The organism is Rathayibacter sp. VKM Ac-2759 (genome assembly GCF_009834225.1).
In the GTDB taxonomy this organism is placed as follows: domain Bacteria; phylum Actinomycetota; class Actinomycetes; order Actinomycetales; family Microbacteriaceae; genus Rathayibacter.
In genome coordinates this window covers 1,450,638-1,467,903 of the sequence record NZ_CP047176.1, presented here as the reverse complement: position 1 = coordinate 1,467,903, position 17,266 = coordinate 1,450,638, and the positions used below count along the sequence as shown (strand labels likewise).

Below are 17,266 nucleotides of genomic sequence, written 5' to 3'. Positions count from 1 at the left end.
CTGCTCCGTCGCTCGTGGTGGTCGGGATCCGGTGGTGGCGCGACACGGCTCAGTCGCGCCCGGTCAGCGCCCAGGCGTCGTCGCCGGAGCCCTCGTCGTCGTCGTGGTAGTCGGTCGCGACCGGACCCGCGGGCTCGGCCAGCGGATCCTCGTAGGGATCGGGCGCGACCGCGGACGGGGCCGGGGCGGCGTCACCGCCCCGCATCCGCTCGATCACCCCGGGGAGCTGCTCGCCGGTGACGAGGACGTCGCGCGCCTTCGACCCCTCGGACGGGCCGACGACCTCGCGCGACTCGAGGAGGTCCATCAGGCGACCCGCCTTGGCGAAGCCGACGCGGAGCTTGCGCTGCAGCATCGAGGTCGAGCCGAACTGCGTGCTCACGACCAGCTCGGCCGCCGCGATCAGCAGCTCGAGGTCGTCGCCGATGTCGGAGTCGACCTCCTTGCGCTGGGCCTGCACCGTGATGTCCTGGCGGTACTCCGGCTGGGCCTGGCGGGTGACGTGCTCGACCACCTTCGCGATCTCGTCCTCGCGGACCCACGCTCCCTGCACGCGCATGGGCTTGTTCGTGCCCATCGGGAGGAACAGGCCGTCGCCCTGGCCGATGAGCTTGTCGGCTCCGGGCTGGTCGAGGATGACGCGGGAGTCGGTGACGCTGGTCACCGCGAACGCCAGGCGGCTCGGCACGTTGGCCTTGATGAGCCCGGTGACGACGTCGACGCTCGGGCGCTGGGTCGCGAGCACGAGGTGGATGCCCGAGGCGCGGGCGAGCTGGGTGATCCGGACGATCGAGTCCTCGACGTCGCGCGGGGCGACCATCATCAGGTCGGCGAGCTCGTCGACGACCACCAGCAGGTAGGGGTAGGGCTTGAGCACGCGGTTGCTGCCCTCGGGGAGCTTCAGGTCTCCGCCGCGGACGGCCGCGTTGAAGTCGTCGATGTGGCGGAACCCGAACGACGCGAGGTCGTCGTACCGCATGTCCATCTCCTTCACGACCCACTGCAGCGCCTCGGCCGCCTTCTTGGGGTTCGTGATGATCGGCGTGATCAGGTGCGGGACGCCCCCGTAGATCGTCAGCTCGACCCGCTTGGGGTCGATCAGGACCATCCGCACGTCCTGCGGGCGGGCCCGCATCAGCAGGCTCGTGATCATCGAGTTCACGAAGCTCGACTTGCCCGACCCGGTCGACCCGGCGACGAGGAGGTGCGGCATCTTGGCGAGGTTCGCCACGACGTACCCGCCCTCGACGTCCTTGCCGACGCCGATGGTCATCGGGTGCGTGGACGACGTCGACGCGGCGGAGCGGAGGACGTCGCCGAGCGAGACGATCTCGCGATCGGTGTTGGGGATCTCGACGCCGATGGCGCTCTTGCCGGGGATCGGCGAGAGGATGCGGACCTCGTTGCTGGCGACCGCGTACGAGAGGTTCTTGCTCAGCGCGGTGACCCGCTCGACCTTCACGCCGGGGCCGAGCTCGATCTCGTACCGGGTGACCGTCGGCCCGCGCGAGAAGCCGGTGACGGTGGCGTCGACGTTGAACTGCTGCAGGACCTCGGTGATCGCGCGGACCATCTCGTCGTTCGCCGCGGAGCGCGCCTTGGACGGAGTCCCGGTGGAGAGCGCTGCGGCGGACGGCAGGCGGTAGGGGGCGTCGTCCTCGAAGGAGGAGTCGAACTCGGCGGTCGGCTCGGCGCTCAGGAGGGGAGCGATCGGCCCCGTCTCGATGACGGGCGGCAGCGGCACGGCCGGGGCGACGTCGAGGTCGTCGAGGCTGATGACGCCGGTCGCGTCGTCGTCGACGACCCCGGGGAGCGGGCGGGTGCCGGTGCCCTTGTCGAACCGGGCGAGGGCCGCCTCGGCGCTCTCGGCCTCCGAGATGACCTCGGTGGCGTAGGACCGCGTCGGCGGATCGGCCGGCTCGTCGTGCTCCTCGAGCGCCGTGTCGAAGCCCTTCGCGCGACCGCGACGGCCCTTCGGCGTCTCGATGACCTCGGTGAGCGAGTCGATCGGCAGCTCGGTCTGCACCGTCGGCTCGTCCTCGCGCCCCGAGTCGGTGCGGCGCCACCACGGCAGCTCGCCGCCGTCCTCCTGCTCGTCGACCGCCTCGGCCTGCGCCTTCGCGGCGGCCTTCGCCTCGGCCTTCTCGGCCTTGAGTCGGGCGCGCTCCTCGTCGTCGAGGACGGGCGTGCCGAAGAGGTAGGAGTAGAGCTCGCGCAGGCGCGCTCCGACGCGGTGGGGCGGGGTCTTGGTGATGATGAAGAGCGAGAGCAGGATGATCGCGGAGAGCAGGACGGTGGCTCCCGGCACCGTCGCCACGGCGACGAGCGGCGCCCCGACCAGCCAGCCGAGCACGCCTCCGGCCGCGGCCATCAGCTCGATGCCCACACCGGGCGCCGGAGCGCCGAGGTGGGCGTGGCAGATGCCCGCCGACGCGACGAGGAGGAACGTGAGCCCCACCCCGATCCGGCCGTTGTCGTCGACCGAGCTCGGGTGCCGGAACAGCCAGAGCGCGAAGAGCAGGAGCACGACCGGGAGCACGTAGGCCACCCGGCCGAAGAGCGCGCCGAAGGTCCAGGCGTCGAGGACCTTCGCGACGGGATCGGTGGCCAGGAACCACTCGACGACGGCGCCGGAGACGGCGAGGAGCACGAGGAGGAAGGGGACGCCGTCGCGGCGCTCCTCCTTCGCGAGCCGCTCGGGGCCGAGGGCGCGGGCGGCACCGCCGACCACGTGCGCCAGCGTCATCCAGACGCGGACGACGACGTTCGTGCGCGGGGCCGACTCGAAGGCGACGGTGGCCTTCTCGGAGGCACCCCGCCCCGAGCCGCGGCCGGAACGCGGTGCGCCGGAGCGCGCGGACGCACTGCCCCGCCCGCGGGAGGTCGTCTTGGTGCTCGTCGCCATGAGGCCACCGTACCCGGCGCCTCCGACAACGCCGCGGACCCGCGCCGGTGCTCAGCGCAGCAGGGCGACCATGGTCTCGGCGTCGCCCCGATCGGCGACGACGGTGAAGCCCTCGCTGATGTAGAGGCGGCGGGCGAAGTTGTCGCTCGCGACGTTGAGCGAGATCCGCGCGTACCCGGCCGCCCGGGCGTCGGCCATCGCCGCGCGCACGAGCGCCCTCCCGACCCCCTGGGCGCGGTGCACCGGGCGCACACCGAGGGTCAGCTCCGGCACGCCCGGCGCGATGAACCCGCGACCGGGCACCGCGGAGGTGAACAGGCGGGTCCAGCAGGCTCCGATCCGCTCGCCGTCCGCCGTCGCCGCCACGGAGCCGAGATCGCCCGCGCGCGGCCACCCCGCGATGTAGCGGCGGGTCGCCTCGTCGGCGAGCACGTCGACCCGGGTGCGGGAGGTCCCGCCCGTCCAGGTGGCGGCCTCGACGAGCATGTCGGCGAGGAACGGGGCGTCGTCGCGGCGAGCGGAGCGGATCGAGTAGTCCACGCGGGCCTCCGGACGGATGAGTGGTGCGACGATCCTCCGCGCACAGTGTGCCCGGTCACAGCGCGATCGGCCAGACGGAGACGGTGGGGTCAGGCCTCGATGACCAGCGGGACGATCATGGGCCTCCGGCGGAAGCGGGTGTTGACCCAGCGTCCGACCACCCGTCGGACGCTCTGCGAGAGCGCGTGCGGGTCGCTCACTCCGCTCTGGACCGCCTCCTCGAGCGCCTGCGCGATCCGCGGCACGACCTCGTCGAAGACGCGGTCGTCCTCGGCGAAGCCCTTCGCGTGGATCTCCGGCCCGACCACGAGGCGCCCCGTCCCCGCCTCGACGACGACGATGATCGAGATGAAGCCCTCCTCGCCGAGGATCCTGCGGTCCTTCAGATCCGCGTCCGTGATCTCGCCCACCGACGACCCGTCGACGTAGACGAAGCCGAGATCGAGCCGGCCGACGACGGTCACCGTGCCGTCGACGAGGTCGATGACCGTGCCGTCCTCGGCGATGATCGTGTTCTCCTCCGGAACACCGGTGTCCCTGGCGAGCTTCGCGTTGGCGACGAGGTGGCGGTACTCGCCGTGCACCGGCATCACGTGGGTCGGCTTGAGGACGTTGTAGCAGTAGATCAGCTCGCCCGCCGCGGCGTGGCCGGAGACGTGGACCTTCGCGTTGCCCTTGTGCACGACGGTCGCGCCGAGCTTCGTCAGCCCGTTGATCACGCGGTAGACGGCGTTCTCGTTGCCGGGGATGAGGCTGGAGGCGAGGATGACGGTGTCGCCCTCCCCCGGCTCGATCTGGTGATCGAGGTTCGCCATCCGGCTGAGGACCGCCATCGGCTCCCCCTGCGACCCGGTCGACATGTAGACGATCTCGTCCTCGGGGATGTCCCCGGCCTTCTTCACGTCGATCAGGACGCCCTGCGGCACCTTCAGGTAGCCGAGATCGGCGGCGATCCTCATGTTGCGGACCATCGAGCGGCCGAGGAGCGCGACGCGGCGTCCGTTGGCGTGCGCGGCGTCGAGCACCTGCTGCACCCGGTGGACGTGGCTCGAGAAGCTCGCGACGATCACACGGCGCGTCGCCTTCGCGATGACCGCCTCGATGACGGGGCCGATGTCGCGCTCGCTCGGCGTGAATCCGGGCACGTCGGCGTTCGTGGAGTCGACCATGAAGAGGTCGATGCCCTCCTCGCCGAGGCGGGCGAAGGCGCGCAGATCGGTGATCCGGCCATCGAGCGGGAGCTGGTCCATCTTGAAGTCGCCGGTGTGCAGCACGGAGCCCGCGTCGGTGATGATCGCCACGGCCAGCGCATCGGGGATGGAGTGGTTGACGGCCACGAACTCGAGCTCGAACGGACCGAGGTTCTCGACGTCCCCCTCCTTCACGGCGAGGGTGTAGGGGGTGATCCGGTGCTCCTTGAGCTTCGCCTCGACCAGGGCGAGGGTCAGTGTGGAGCCGATCAGCGGGATGTCGCGCTTGAGCCGGAGGAGGTAGGGGACGGCTCCGATGTGGTCCTCGTGCCCGTGCGTCAGCACCACTCCGACGATGTCGTCGAGCCGGTCCTTGATCGGGCCGAAGTCGGGCAGGATCAGGTCGACGCCCGGCTGGTTCTCCTCGGGGAAGAGCACACCGCAGTCGACCACGAGGATCTTGCCGTCGATCTCGAAGACGGTCATGTTGCGGCCGATCTCGCCGAGACCGCCCAGAGGGATGATCCGCAGGGTGCCGGCCGCGAGCGGCGCGGGGATGATCACGGGACCGGGCATGCGCGCCCTCCTCTGTTCGTCGTGGCCGGGGTGGGAGCGGCGTCAGCGCGTCGTGCCCGCGATCTTCGGGAGAGCGCCGCCGGCCGCCGCGTTGCGGTCGGGTCGGAAGTTGCGGAAGTCGACTCCGGGGATGTCTCGGACCAGGCCGAGCTCGTCCTCGATGAGCGCCGCCTCCGACTCCTCGGGGCCGACGAGCGGGAGCCGCACGCGGGGCGAGGAGATGCGGCCGAGGCCGTGCAGGATGTACTTCGCCGCGACGGTGCCGGGGACGTGGGTCATGACGGCGCGCACGAGCGGCTCGAGCTGCTGGTGCGCGCGCGTGGCGGCGTGCAGATCGCCCGCGTTCACCGCGTCGACGATGGTGCGGTACGGGGCGGCGGCGATGTTCGCCGTGACGCCGATGAGCCCGGCGGCACCGATCGAGAGCTCGGGGAGCACGTTCGCGTCGTCGCCGCAGAAGTACATCAGGTCGGTCTGGTTGAGGACCCGGCTCACCTCGGAGAGATCGCCCTTGGCGTCCTTCACGGCGAGGATGTTGGGGTGCTTCGCCGCGCGGAGGATCGTCTCGTAGCGGATCGGGACGCCGGTGCGCCCCGGGATGTCGTAGAGGATGACGGGCAGGTCGGTCGCGTCGGCGATCATCCGGAAGTGCGTGAGGATGCCGGCCTGCGTGGGCTTGTTGTAGTACGGCGTGACGATCATGTTGCCGTCGGCGCCGGCCTTCTCGCTCTGCCGCGCGAGCTGCATGGCGTGCGCGGTCTCGTTCGAGCCGCCTCCGGTGATGATCTTCGCGCGGCCCGCGGCGACGGCCTTGCCCACCTCGACGAGACGGATCTTCTCGGGGTCGGTGAGCGTGCTCGTCTCGCCGGTGGTGCCGGTGACGACGATGCCGTCGGCACCCGCGCCGATGCAGTCGTCGATGTGCTTCTCGACGCCCGGCCAGTCGACCTCGCCGTCGGCGGTGAACGGGGTGACCAGGGCGACCAGGACCTGGCCGAAAGGATTCTCCGGAGTTGACACGAGCATCAGGGTATCGGGTCGGCGGCGGGGCGGTCGGAGTCGATCCGGTGGCGGTTCGGGGGCCGGCTGGTGCGGTCTGCAGGCGACGGTGCGCTCTGCAGGCGACGGTACGATCTGCAGGAGCCTGCAGAAGAAACCGACCAATTCTCCGCACGTTCGCTTCCGAGGAGCCGGCATCTCCTGCAGATCGCACCGTCCGCTCCTGCAGATCGCACCGCGCGAGCGCTTCTTGCACCTCGGGCGGGTGAGGGTGACGAGGACGTCAGGTGCGCAGGTGGTCGCCGCGGGAGAGCGCGGCGAGGATGTCGGCCTCGGCGGACGGCCAGTGCAGCTCGATCGTCTGCGTGCGGTAGTGGCGAGTCCGGTACCCGAGACGCCCGAGCTCGATGTCGCGCCGATTGTCGCGATCGGCGTCGTGGAACGCGGCTCCGTCGATCTCGAGGACGAGGACCTCACCGATCAGGAAATCCAAGCGGCGACCCCCGATCCGGACCTGCTGGCGGAACCGGATCCCGAGGCGGCGCAGTCGGAAGGCGACCATCGACTCCAGGCCGCTCTCGGAGGCGGGTCCGGCCCAGCGCAGTTCTGCGCGCATGCCGACCGGCAGTCTCGAGAGGACGCGGGTCTTCCCCTCCCCTCCGATGAGGCGGAGCCTCAACGCCGATTCGAGGAGGACGAACGCGAACTAAGCTCCTCGGCAGAACGCCGCCTCGACGATGCAGTCCTCGACATCCCGGATGAGCGCGCAGGGCCGCGGAGCGTCCTTCGACCAGTGGACGACGGTGTTCCCTCCGTCAGGCAGGCGGAGGTCGTGCCGCTCCCGATCGCGCAGTCGCGACGCGTTCGCAGGCACGCTGACGTGAAGTCCGCTGAAGCGGGGAACCCACAGTCCGTGGGAGACGGCGGCGGTGGCGCAGGCGAGGACTCCCCCGACGCGGAAGGCCTGCTCGATCGTGGGATCCAGGCCGGGGAAGGCGTACCAGCCCTTGCGGACCCGCACCAGCGATCCGCCCACGACGGCGTGGCTCAGCTGCCGGGCGGTCGATCCCTCGCGGAGGAACTGCTCGGTCTTCACGACTCCGCCTGAGCGGAGGATGGTCGTCGTCGATGCGCGCACGGGGCGATCGTGCCGGGCCCGGCACAGCCTCCGCGGGGCTGACGCCCTGATCGGTGGACACGGGTGCGCTCGTGACGGCTGTGGAGGAGACGCGCGCGTGCGATCTGCAGGAGATCGAGCCTTCCTCGCCCGGATCACGCGGAGGAGAACGCTCTCTCCCCACCGACACCTGCACACCGCACCGGCACCTGCACACCGCACCGGCACCTGCAGAGCGTCCACGCACCGGCGACGCGGCGCCCCGGCGGGGAGAGCCCCCACCGCGAGGACGGGGCTACGGGGCGACGCGGCCGTTCGCGGTGAAGGCCGCGGCCGTGAGGGGCATCAGCTGCTCGAAGTGCTGCTCCATCTGCTCGGCGGCCATCTCGATCTCGCGCTGCGGGAAGGAGGGGAACGTCGAGTCCTCGCGCTTGGTGCGCAGGGAGAGGAAGTTCATCAGCGAGCGGGCGTTCAGCGTCACGTACATCGACGAGTAGATGTTGAGCGGCAGCACGATGCGGGCGACCTCGCGGGCGACGCCCTGGTCCAGCATCCGCCGGTACGCCTCGAACGCCTGGATGCTGGCGCGACGGGTCTCGGCGACGACGAGCTCGGTCTGCTCGGGCGTGCCGGGCTCGAACGAGTACGCGCCGGGCTTGCCGACCTGGACGAGGCGGCGCTCGGGGCCGGGCACGTAGAACACCGGGCGGAGCTCGCGGTAGCGGCCGGACTCCTCGTTGTAGGAGGCGATGCGGTGCCGCATGAACTCGCGGAACACGAAGATCGGCGCCTGCACGTAGAAGGTCATCGAGTTGTGCTCGAACGGGGAGCCGTGCCGGTCGCGCATCAGGTAGTTGATGAGGCCGCGGTCGCGCGTGCGCTGCTTCTCGGCGTCGGCGTCCTCGTCGTCGAGGGCGGCGGCGAGCGTCTGCTCGCCCTGCGTGGAGACGCGGGCCGCGAAGAGGACGTCGGAGTCGTGGGCGCTCGACCTGATCAGCTCGACGACGACATCGGAGCGGAAGGTGAAGTCGCCCTCGGGGGCGTTCTGCTCGGTCACGGCTTCGACCCTAGAGCACGGCCCGAGCGTCTCACGACGTCATGAACGGGTGTGCGGTGGCGGCTCGACGTACCGTCGACCCGTGGATCCCCTCGTCGTCGCTGCCGCACTGCTGGCGCTCGTCGCGCTCGCGACGGCCCTCGGTCTCGCCCATCGGCGCGCGACCGGGCGTGCCCGGTCGACGGCGTCCCTCGAGCGGATCGACCCCTCGGGGCTCGTGGACGGAGCGGTCCTCGGAGGCGCCGCCACCGTGGTCCAGTTCTCGACCGAGTTCTGCACCCGCTGCCCGGCCGTCCGCCGGATGCTCGCCGATGTCGCCCGGGAGCGGCCAGGGGTCGTGCACCTCGACGTCGACCTCACGCACCGCGCCGACCTCGCCGACCGCTTCCGCGTGCGGCAGACCCCGACACTGCTCGTGCTCGACGCCGACGGGATCGCCAGGAGCCGCATCGGCGGCGCCCCGACCCGCGCCGTCGTCCTCGACGAGCTCGACAGACTGGAGACCGCACGATGACCGGCAGCACGTCCCCTCGCGGCCTCGTCGACCCGCGCGGGCCGCGCTTCGCCGCCTCGATCACCGCGGTCCTCCTGCTCGCGACGGTCGGCCTCGGCCTCGCGACCCCGGCGGCGGACGGGCCGGAGCGACTCCTGCAGCCCGGCTTCCTCCTGCTGCTGGCGCTCGCGGCGCTGTTCGCCTGGTCGGCGGCGCGCGGAGTGGGGTCCGGCCCGTGGGCCGTCGTCTTCCGCCGCCTCGTGCGGCCGCGGCTCGCGCCTCCGGCCGAGTGGGAGGACGCCCGCCCGCCGCGCTTCGCGCAGCTCATCGGCCTGATCGTGACGGGCGCCGGAGTCGTGCTGCACGTGGCCGGAGTCCCGGGTGCCGTCCCGATCGCCGCCGCCGTCGCGTTCCTGGCCGCGTTCCTCAACGCCGCCTTCGGGCTCTGCCTCGGCTGCGAGCTCTACCTCCTCCTCGTCCGCGCGAGACTCCTCGGGCGCTCGGCGGGCTCCCGGGCCTGACGTCCTAGGCTGGACCCGCCTCGCGGGCCGCCCGCGACGAGCCTCGGGAGGCCCCATGAGCGACTCATCCGCACGCCACTCCGATCACGACGGAGAGGGCGCGACCGCCGGATCCGCACGCCGGTCCCACCGCTCCACCGAGCCGCGCCCGTCGGTGCTGCCGGATGCCGCGACCGATCCGCAGCCGCCCCGGCGCCTCCGCGTGCTGATCTCGGGAGCGAGCGGGATGATCGGCTCCGAGCTGACCGCCCAGCTGCGCGCCGACGGCCACGAGATCTTCCGCCTCGTGCGCCACGCCCCGACCAGCCCGGACGAGTTCCACTGGGCGCCGACGTCGCACATGCTCGACTTCAGCGTGCTCGACAGGGTCGACGCGGTGATCAACCTCTCGGGCGCCTCGATCAGCCGGCTGCCGTGGACCTCGTCGTACAAGCGCGAGATCCTCGACTCGCGGGTGAAGGCCACGCAGACCATCACCGACGCGATGCGGATGGCGACCACTCCCCCCACGATCCTGCTCAACGCCTCCGCCGTCGGCTACTACGGCGACCGGCCCGGCGAGGAGCTGACCGAGGAGTCCGCGCGCGGCGAGGGATTCCTCGCCGACGTCGTCGAGAGCTGGGAGCAGGCCGCGCACCTCGCGCCCGAGACCACGCGGGTCGTCACGTTCCGCACCGGTCTCGTCCTCGGCCAGGGCGGCGCACTCAAGCCGCTCCTGCCGCTGACCCGCTTCGGCCTCGCCGGACCGCTCGGCAGCGGCGAGCAGTTCTGGCCGTGGATCAGCCTCTACGACGAGGCGGCGGCGATCCGCCACCTCCTCACCTCGACCCTCTCCGGCCCCGTCAACCTGGCGGGCCCCGCACCGGCCACGGCGAACGAGGTCATGCGGACCCTCGCCGAGCAGCTCCACCGGCCGTTCAAGCTGGCGGTACCCGAGAAGATCATCGAGCTCGCCCTGCGGGACGCGGGACACGAGCTGCTGCTCTCGAGCCAGCAGCTGGTGCCGCAGCGCCTGATCGACGACGGCTTCGCCTTCCGGCACGGGACCGTGGCCGAGGCTCTCGGCTGGGTCCTGAACTAGGCCGGAGCCTCGTGCTCGAGGGCGATCGAGCGGCGGATCGCCCCGCGGGCCCGCTTGCGGTCGCCGCTCGCGTCGTAGACGAGGCCGAGGCGGTACCAGGCGCGCCAGCTCTCGGGGTGGGCGTCGACCTCCTCGGCGTAGCGCGGGAAGAGCGCGTCCGCCTCCGCGCGGAGCGGCCGCCCGCTCTCGCGCGAGTCGAGGACCTCCTGCGGCAGCGCGTCCTCCTGCTCGAGGCGGCGCGCGAGCCGCTCGGCGCGGACGCCGAAGAGGAGCTCGCGGACGAGACCCCAGACCCCGATGCCGCCGAGGATGAGCAGTCCGACGCCCATCACGATCCCGGGCACGGTGCCCGCGGCGAACGCGACGACCGAGTACTGCAGGCAGACGAAGAGGTAGAGGGCGAGCAGGACCGCCATGAGCCCGACGCCGATGCGGGTCCTCACGGTGCGCTCGTCGCGGCGGCCGCCTGGCCCGAGGGGACGTCGTCGACCACCGGGGGCTCGTCGGTCGCGCGCGCGGCGAGCGGTGCGGCGTCGAAGGCCGCGCGGAGATCGAGCAGCGCGTCCAGGCCCACCACGACTCCCGTCGTCGTCACGACGGCCTGGAGAGCGCGGAGGATGCCCGCCTCGTAGGACGCCGGCGACGAGGTGTCGTGCCGGATCGTGACCGTCTCGCCGGTGCCTCCGAAGACGACCTCCTGGCGCGCCTCCACCCCGGGCAGCCGGAGACTGTGCACCGGGATGCTCGCGACCTGCTGGCCGCGGGCGCGCTGGTCGGTGTGCGGCGCCTCCACCGGGCCCCGCTCGGCGCGGGCCTGCAGGATCAGCTCCGCCGTCCGCACCGCCGTGCCGGACGGGGAGTCGACCTTGCGGGCCCCGTGCGTCTCGATGATCTCGGTCGCGTCGAAGAACTGCGCCGCCACGGTCGCCAGCGCCGTCGCGACGACGGAGCCGAGGGAGAAGTTGGGGACGATGACGACCCCGGCGTCGGGCTGCGCCTCGACCGTGCGGCGCAGGGTCGCGATCCGGTCGCCCGTCCAGCCGGAGGTGCCCACGAGCACCTTCCTGCCGTTCGCGACCGCCAGGTCGACGATGCCCTGGCTGACCGCGGGCACCGTCATGTCGACGACGACATCGGCCGCGAGCATCTCGCGCGGGTCGCTCCGCGAGCCCAGGCGCGCGACGAGCTCGAACGCGTCGGACGCCTCGATGAGAGAGCAGGTGAGGGAGCCGAGCTTGCCGGACGCGCCGACCACGGCGACGGAGGTAGTCACCCGCTCAGCCTAACGATCAGTGGCGGAGGAGTCGCCGGAGCGGGATCACCGGGGCACCCGAGAGCGGATGCGGGAACGCCTCCCCCGCGGGTGTCCAGCCCGCCGACGCGTAGAGGGCCCGCGCGGCCTCGTTGCCGGCCAGGACGTGCAGCACGGCCTCGTCGGCGACGTCCGCCGCCTCGCGCTCGGCCGCCGCGAGCAGCCTGCGCGCGAGACCCCTTCCCTGGGCCGACGGCCGCACGGCGAGCAGCGAGAGGTAGGCGGCGTGCGGCGGGTCCTCGGCGAAGCCGCTCCCGGGCGCCGACACCAGGACGACGCCGTCGACCGTGCCGGCGTCCCCGGCGACGACGAAGGAGACGCGCGGCGCGGCGAGCTTCGCTCGGGCGCGCTCCTCGGTGCCGGCCGGCACGCGGCCGTCGCGGGCCGCGAGCGCCTCGATCCACACCCGCACGCACGCGTCGACGTCGTGATCGGAGCCGGGGCGCAGGAGTGTCGTGGTCACCCGGACACGCTAGGGGCTGCTCAGTAGGGCTGCACCTCGGGCAGGCCGGTGCGCAGCTCCACGGGGAGGTGGGCGAGGTCGTTGTGCACGACCAGCACCGGGGGCTTCCGGGAGCGCACCCGGATGATCGTGAGACCGCAGTTCGCCTGGTTGACGCCCAGCCAGCGCCAGTCCGGCGCGTCGAAGACGTGGCGGACGAACCAGCCGATGACGAAGTTGTGCGTGATCAGGAGGTCGTGACGGTCCTCCCGCGACGGGGCGAGGAACTCGGCGACCGCGTCCTGCATCTGCGCGTGCCCGGCCTCGATCTCGGCGGGGGTCACGCTGCCGAAGAACGGCTCGAACGAGCGCGGCATGTCGGGGGTGGGGCCCGAGGGGATGCAGTCGAACAGCAGCGACGACGGCTCGATGGCGAGCCCCGGCAGGACGGCCTGGAAGCGCGCGGCGGTCTCCTCCGCACGGCGCAGCGGCGAGTGCCACGCCCCGGTGAACGGCACGCCGCCCAGGCGCTCGGCGATCAGTCGCGCCTGACGCTCGCCCCGCGCCGAGAGCGGACCGTCCGGGAGTCCGTGCTCGGCGTCCTGCTGCTCACCGTGGCGGACGAGGTAGATGTAGTGGGACACGGGGGTCCTCCCTGGTGCGGCGCGGCGATGCGCGGTCAGCGGTCGTGCGATCCGTTCAGACCGCGGGAGCGCTCTCGATCTCGGCGATTCCGGCGAACGTCGAGTCGTCGACCGCGCCGACGGCCGAGATCGACGACGGCCCCCTCGACAAGTCTGCCGCGAGTGCCTGGACATCCTCCGCGCTGACGCGGGAGAGCCGTCGCAGGCTCTCGTCGAGGTCGACGAACTCGCCGAAGGTCAGCTCGGCGCGGCCGAGACGGGACATGCGGGTGTCCGAGTCCTCGAGGGCGAGCGCGGCGGCGCCCGAGAGCTGGCCCCGGGCCCGGCGCAGCTCGTCGGCGGTGACGCCGTGCTCGGCCAGGCGCGAGAACTCGCTGAGCAGGAGCTCGGCGACCGTGCCGGCCTTCGCCGGCGTGCAGGCGGCGTAGAGGCCGAAGAGGCCCGCGTCGGAGTAGGACGGGGCGAAGGAGTAGACGGAGTACGCGAGCCCGCGCTTCTCGCGCACCTCCTGGAAGAGCCGGGAGGACATCCCGCCGCCGAGGATCGAGTTGAGGACGCCCATCGTCATCCGGCGCTCGTCGGCCGCGGCGAGGCCGGGGAAGCCGATGAGCAGGTTCGCCTGCTCGGTGGGCCGGTGCACGAGGGAGAGCGGGGTGCCGCGGGTGAAGGAGGCGGAGCCGCCCACGCGGCGGGCGACCGGCGACGCCGGCGTCTCGAGGTCCCAGCCGTCGGCGGCGAGGACCCGGCCGAGCAGCGCGACGAGAGCCTCGTGGTCGACGGCACCCGCGACCGTCACGACGAGGTCGTTCGGGCGGTAGGCCGCGCGGTAGTGCGACCAGACCGCGTCGCGGGTCGCCTCGCCGATCGTCTCGGCGCTGCCTCCGATCGGCCGCCCGAGCGGGTGCTCGCCGAACACCGCCTCGAACAGGCGCTCGCTCGCCGCGTCGGCCGGGTCGTCGTCGGCCATCGCGAGCTCTTCGAGGATCACGCCGCGCTCGGTCTCGAACTCGGCCGGGTCGAGCAGGCTCGAGGTGACCATGTCGGCGATGACCTCGACGGCCATCGGGAGGTCGCGGTCCTGGATCTTGGCGTAGTAGCAGGTGTACTCCTTCGCGGTGAGCGCGTTGTGCTCGCCACCGACGGAGTCGAACGACACGGCGATGTCGAGCGCCGTGCGGGTCCGCGTCCCCTTGAACAGCAGGTGCTCGAGGAAGTGCGTCGAGCCGAAGTTCGACGGCGTGCCGGGTGCTCCGCCGACTCCGGGACGGGCGGGCGCCTCGTCGCGGGAGCCCGCGGCGACCCAGAAGCCGATGGTCGCGCTGCGCGCCCCGGGCACCGCCTCGCTGAGGATCCGGACTCCGCTCGGGAGGACCGACCGGCGGACCAGGGAGCCGCCCGCGGCCCCGATGGTCGTCTCCGGCTGTTCGAGAGGGAGTGCCACGCCGTTGCTCATCCGACCCAGCGTAGGCCACGCCGGTGCCGGACGACCGGCTCTGTCGCGCGAGGGCCGCGCGTCAGCGGCGCGCGCGCTCGAGGGCGGCGAGGTGCCCCTCGTCGAGGTCGAGCGAGACCGCCCGGACGAGCGCGTCGACCTCGGACGCGTTCCCGGGATCGACGGTCGCCGCGACCAGCCGCGGGCGCGCGAGGAGCCAGGCGAGGGCGACGGCGGCGGGACCGGCGGAGAGCTCGGTGCCGATCGCGTCGAGGGCGGCCAGGACGCGGCGCCCTCGACGACCGGCGTGGACGAGCGCGCGGTTCCCGTCCGGGAGCCGGCTCAGCTCCCTCCTGCTGCGCGCGACTCCGCGGAGGAAGCCGTGCGCCAGCGGGGCGGTCGAGACGAGCGAGAGGCCCTGACCGGCCGCGACCAGGCCGACGTCGCCCTCGGCCTCGTCGCGCTCGAGCAGGCTGTAGCCGACCTCGACGGCGGTGAAGCGCGGGAGGCCGTGGCCCGCGAGTACGCGCGCCTCGAAGAGCTCCTCGGCGGCGAAGCCGGAGGCGATGACCGAGCGCGCGAGGCCCCGGGCGAGCAGGACCTCGACGGCGGCGAGCAGCTCGTCGAGGCGCCCGGCTCCGTCGGGGCGCACGGCGAGCACGTCGAACCGGTCGGTGCGGAGGCGGCGGAGCGACTCCTCCACCCGGCTCACCAGAGCACCGGGAGAGGCGACGCCTCCGGCCGGGGCTCCGAAGCGGCCGATCACGAGGAGCCGATCGCGGTCGCGGCGCCCGGAGAGCCAGCCGCCGACGGCCGAAGCGCCCTCTGTCGAGCGTCCGGCGTCGCTCACGACGACGGCGTTGCCGCCCCAGGCCGCGTAGCGCTCGAGCAGCGCGGGGGCATCGCTCCCCGCGCGGCCGACCGCGGCGGCGTCGAGGACGAGGGGGAAGAGGGTCTGGGTGCTCTCGCCGAGGGGGCGGCGCTGGGTGTGCGCGACGACCGGCTCGAGAGTCGCGGAGCGAGCTCCGCCGACCTTGACCCTCGGCACGCCACCACTCTCCCCGCGGCGGCTCGGGCCCGCCACCAGCGAGAGTAGTCGAGGAGCGCGGGGTCGGTCCGCCGACTCCGGAGACGATTAACCCGATCGTTACACGCTCGCCTCCCGGCCGTCCCGTCGGCGGTGCGGCGGCACCCGGAGTGTCGGTCGTCACGGCTAGATTCGGCCCCATGGAGCCCCTCACCCCGACCGCGCCCTGGTGGACCAGCGCCGTCGTCTACCAGATCTACCCCCGCTCGTTCGCCGACTCGAACGGCGACGGCATCGGCGACCTCGGCGGCGTCCGCGCGCGGCTCGGCCACCTCGCCGATCTCGGAGTCGACGTGGTCTGGCTCTCGCCGATCTACCCCTCGCCGCAGCACGACAACGGCTACGACATCTCCGACTACCAGGACATCGATCCGCTGTTCGGCTCGCTCGACGAGTTCGACCTGCTGCTGGCCGAGGCGCACGAGCGGGGCATCCGGATCGTGATGGACCTCGTGGTGAACCACACGAGCGACGAGCACGCGTGGTTCGTCGAGTCGCGCTCGTCGCAGGAGGATCCGAAGCGCGACTGGTACTGGTGGCGTCGAGGGCGCGCCGCCGTCGAGCAGGGTCGCGCACTCGACGCCGCCTCCGACGCCCGGCTCGACGTGGCGGAGCCCAACGGCTGGCGCTCGTACTTCTCGGGCCCCGCGTGGACGCTCGACCCCGCGACCGAGGAGTACTTCCTCCACCTGTTCGCGGTGCAGCAGCCCGACCTCAACTGGGAGAACCCCGAGGTGCGCCAGGCTGTCCACGCGATGATGAACTGGTGGCTCGACCGCGGGGTCGACGGCTTCCGGATGGACGTCATCAACCTCGTCTCGAAGGACGTCGAGGCGATCGACGGCGAGGGCGGCGGCTCCGGCATCGTCGGCGGAGTCGGACCGCGCCTGCACGAGTACCTGCAGGAGATGCACCGGGCCGTCTTCGCGCACCGCGACGGCGCCTACCTCACCGTCGGCGAGATGCCCGGAGTCACCCTCGAGGAGGCGGCGCTCGTCACCGATCCGGAGCGCGGCGAGCTCGACATGGTGTTCCAGTTCGAGCACGTGGGCATCGACCACGGCGCCGACAAGTTCCACCCGGTGCCGCTCGACCTCGTCGCGCTGAAGGCGAACCTCGCCCGCTGGCAGGACGGGCTCGCCGAGAAGGGCTGGAACAGCCTGTACCTGAACAACCACGACCAGCCCCGGCTCGTCTCGCGCTTCGGCGACGACGGAGCGTGGCGCTACGAGTCGGCGACGCTCTGGGCGACCCTCCTGCACCTGCAGCGCGGCACACCGTACATCTACCAGGGCGAGGAGATCGGCATGACCAACGTGCCGTTCGCGAGCCTCGACGACTTCCGCGACGTCGAGTCGCTGAACTACTACGCGGAGGCGGTCGACGAGCGGGGCGAGGACCCGGAGGCGGTGCTCGCCGGGCTCCGCGCGCAGAGCAGGGACAACGCCCGCACCCCCGTCCAGTGGGACGCGGGCCCGCACGCCGGGTTCACGACCGGGGAGCCGTGGATCCCGGTCAACCCGAACCACGTCGAGGTCAACGTCGAGGCCGACCGGGCCGCCGAGAGGTCGGTGTTCGAGTACTACCGCGCGCTGATCGCGCTCCGCCACGACGACGAGACGGTGCAGCTCGGGCGCTTCACGCTGCTCGAGGCGGAGCACCCGCGCTTGTTCGCGTTCACCCGTACCGGCCGCGACGAGCTGCTCGTCGTCGGCAACGTCTCGGGCGAGCCGCTCGAGGTCGCGCTGCTCGAGGAGTGGGCGGGCGCCGAGACGGTGCTCGGCAACGTGCGCGGCGCCACCGGGTCGACCCTCGGCCCGTGGGAGGCGCGGATCCTCCGCCGCTGATCGAGACGCGGCCGCCGGCCCGG

General features: G+C 72.5%; 17 protein-coding genes. 4 read left to right on the top strand and 13 right to left on the bottom strand.

Annotated features, from left to right (window positions below):
• Positions 1-49 precede the first annotated feature (49 nt).
• The 7 genes from GSU68_RS06705 to thyX all read right to left on the bottom strand — a co-directional run bounded on the left by GSU68_RS06705 (position 50) and on the right by thyX (position 8,384).
• Positions 50-2,905: a DNA translocase FtsK gene (locus tag GSU68_RS06705; RefSeq protein WP_159906648.1), complete on the bottom strand. Its 2,856-nt coding sequence runs from the start codon at positions 2,903-2,905 to the stop codon at positions 50-52.
• Positions 2,906-2,956: 51 nt separating this feature from the next.
• Entirely contained in the window at positions 2,957-3,445 is a 489-nt protein-coding gene (locus GSU68_RS06700) for a GNAT family N-acetyltransferase (RefSeq protein WP_244259418.1), read from the bottom strand.
• An 89-nt stretch (positions 3,446-3,534) separates the two neighbouring features.
• Positions 3,535-5,211 (bottom strand): ribonuclease J, encoded by a 1,677-nt coding sequence (locus GSU68_RS06695; protein ID WP_159906646.1) that lies wholly within the window; start codon positions 5,209-5,211, stop codon positions 3,535-3,537.
• Positions 5,212-5,253: 42 nt separating this feature from the next.
• Complete coding sequence (gene dapA, locus GSU68_RS06690; protein ID WP_159906644.1) at positions 5,254-6,231, bottom strand: 4-hydroxy-tetrahydrodipicolinate synthase; 978 nt, start codon at positions 6,229-6,231, stop codon at positions 5,254-5,256.
• A gap of 262 nt (positions 6,232-6,493) precedes the next feature.
• Positions 6,494-6,826 (bottom strand): DUF559 domain-containing protein, encoded by a 333-nt coding sequence (locus GSU68_RS06685; RefSeq protein WP_159906642.1) that lies wholly within the window; start codon positions 6,824-6,826, stop codon positions 6,494-6,496.
• A gap of 90 nt (positions 6,827-6,916) precedes the next feature.
• Positions 6,917-7,348 carry a type IV toxin-antitoxin system AbiEi family antitoxin domain-containing protein gene (locus tag GSU68_RS06680; RefSeq protein WP_159906640.1) on the bottom strand — a complete coding sequence of 144 codons (432 nt, stop codon included), beginning with the start codon at positions 7,346-7,348 and terminating at the stop codon, positions 6,917-6,919.
• A gap of 274 nt (positions 7,349-7,622) precedes the next feature.
• A complete protein-coding gene (thyX, locus tag GSU68_RS06675) occupies positions 7,623-8,384 on the bottom strand; it encodes an FAD-dependent thymidylate synthase (RefSeq protein WP_159906638.1) in 762 nt (253 codons plus the stop codon).
• Positions 8,385-8,466: 82 nt separating this feature from the next.
• Here thyX and GSU68_RS06670 point away from each other — a divergent pair, with 82 nt between their 5' ends.
• From GSU68_RS06670 to GSU68_RS06660, 3 genes are read left to right on the top strand one after another with little or no spacing between them, the layout of a single operon-like run.
• A complete protein-coding gene (locus GSU68_RS06670) occupies positions 8,467-8,898 on the top strand; it encodes a thioredoxin family protein (protein ID WP_159906636.1) in 432 nt (143 codons plus the stop codon).
• Entirely contained in the window at positions 8,895-9,398 is a 504-nt protein-coding gene (locus GSU68_RS06665; protein ID WP_159906634.1) for a DUF4395 domain-containing protein, read from the top strand. Before GSU68_RS06670 ends, GSU68_RS06665 begins: the two co-directional genes overlap by 4 nt.
• 55 nt (positions 9,399-9,453) lie before the next feature.
• Positions 9,454-10,479, top strand: coding sequence for a TIGR01777 family oxidoreductase (locus tag GSU68_RS06660; RefSeq protein WP_159906632.1), 1,026 nt, complete (start codon positions 9,454-9,456; stop codon positions 10,477-10,479).
• Here GSU68_RS06660 and GSU68_RS06655 read toward each other — a convergent pair.
• The 6 genes from GSU68_RS06655 to GSU68_RS06630 all read right to left on the bottom strand — a co-directional run bounded on the left by GSU68_RS06655 (position 10,476) and on the right by GSU68_RS06630 (position 15,357).
• Positions 10,476-10,922 (bottom strand): hypothetical protein, encoded by a 447-nt coding sequence (locus GSU68_RS06655; protein ID WP_159906630.1) that lies wholly within the window; start codon positions 10,920-10,922, stop codon positions 10,476-10,478. The genes GSU68_RS06660 and GSU68_RS06655 overlap by 4 nt on opposite strands.
• The gene (dapB, locus tag GSU68_RS06650; RefSeq protein WP_159906628.1) at positions 10,919-11,752 is read right to left on the bottom strand and encodes a 4-hydroxy-tetrahydrodipicolinate reductase; all 834 of its coding nucleotides are present in this window, start codon (positions 11,750-11,752) and stop codon (positions 10,919-10,921) included. The genes GSU68_RS06655 and dapB overlap by 4 nt, the downstream gene beginning before the upstream one ends.
• A 16-nt stretch (positions 11,753-11,768) precedes the next feature.
• A complete protein-coding gene (locus tag GSU68_RS06645) occupies positions 11,769-12,254 on the bottom strand; it encodes a GNAT family N-acetyltransferase (RefSeq protein ID WP_159906626.1) in 486 nt (161 codons plus the stop codon).
• 20 nt (positions 12,255-12,274) lie between these two features.
• Positions 12,275-12,877: a histidine phosphatase family protein gene (locus tag GSU68_RS06640; RefSeq protein WP_159906624.1), complete on the bottom strand. Its 603-nt coding sequence runs from the start codon at positions 12,875-12,877 to the stop codon at positions 12,275-12,277.
• A 55-nt stretch (positions 12,878-12,932) separates the two neighbouring features.
• Positions 12,933-14,330 carry a pitrilysin family protein gene (locus GSU68_RS06635; protein ID WP_159906622.1) on the bottom strand — a complete coding sequence of 466 codons (1,398 nt, stop codon included), beginning with the start codon at positions 14,328-14,330 and terminating at the stop codon, positions 12,933-12,935.
• A gap of 61 nt (positions 14,331-14,391) precedes the next feature.
• Positions 14,392-15,357 carry an aldo/keto reductase gene (locus GSU68_RS06630; protein ID WP_159906620.1) on the bottom strand — a complete coding sequence of 322 codons (966 nt, stop codon included), beginning with the start codon at positions 15,355-15,357 and terminating at the stop codon, positions 14,392-14,394.
• Between the two features lie 179 nt (positions 15,358-15,536).
• On the opposite strand from GSU68_RS06630, the gene GSU68_RS06625 reads away from it, so the two are divergent.
• Positions 15,537-17,243 (top strand): alpha-glucosidase, encoded by a 1,707-nt coding sequence (locus tag GSU68_RS06625; protein WP_159906618.1) that lies wholly within the window; start codon positions 15,537-15,539, stop codon positions 17,241-17,243.
• The last annotated feature ends 23 nt before the right edge of the window (positions 17,244-17,266 follow it).

Bases quoted from the DNA above. Each gene is read 5' to 3' on its own strand.
- GSU68_RS06705 (WP_159906648.1), bottom strand. From the start codon at position 2,905: ATGGCGACGAGCACCAAGACGACCTCCCGCGGGCGGGGCAGTGCGTCC.
- GSU68_RS06695 (WP_159906646.1), bottom strand. From the start codon at position 5,211: ATGCCCGGTCCCGTGATCATCCCCGCGCCGCTCGCGGCCGGCACCCTG.
- GSU68_RS06685 (WP_159906642.1), bottom strand. From the start codon at position 6,826: ATGCGCGCAGAACTGCGCTGGGCCGGACCCGCCTCCGAGAGCGGCCTG.
- GSU68_RS06665 (WP_159906634.1), top strand. From the start codon at position 8,895: ATGACCGGCAGCACGTCCCCTCGCGGCCTCGTCGACCCGCGCGGGCCG.
- GSU68_RS06660 (WP_159906632.1), top strand. From the start codon at position 9,454: ATGAGCGACTCATCCGCACGCCACTCCGATCACGACGGAGAGGGCGCG.
- GSU68_RS06635 (WP_159906622.1), bottom strand. From the start codon at position 14,330: ATGAGCAACGGCGTGGCACTCCCTCTCGAACAGCCGGAGACGACCATC.
- GSU68_RS06625 (WP_159906618.1), top strand. From the start codon at position 15,537: ATGGAGCCCCTCACCCCGACCGCGCCCTGGTGGACCAGCGCCGTCGTC.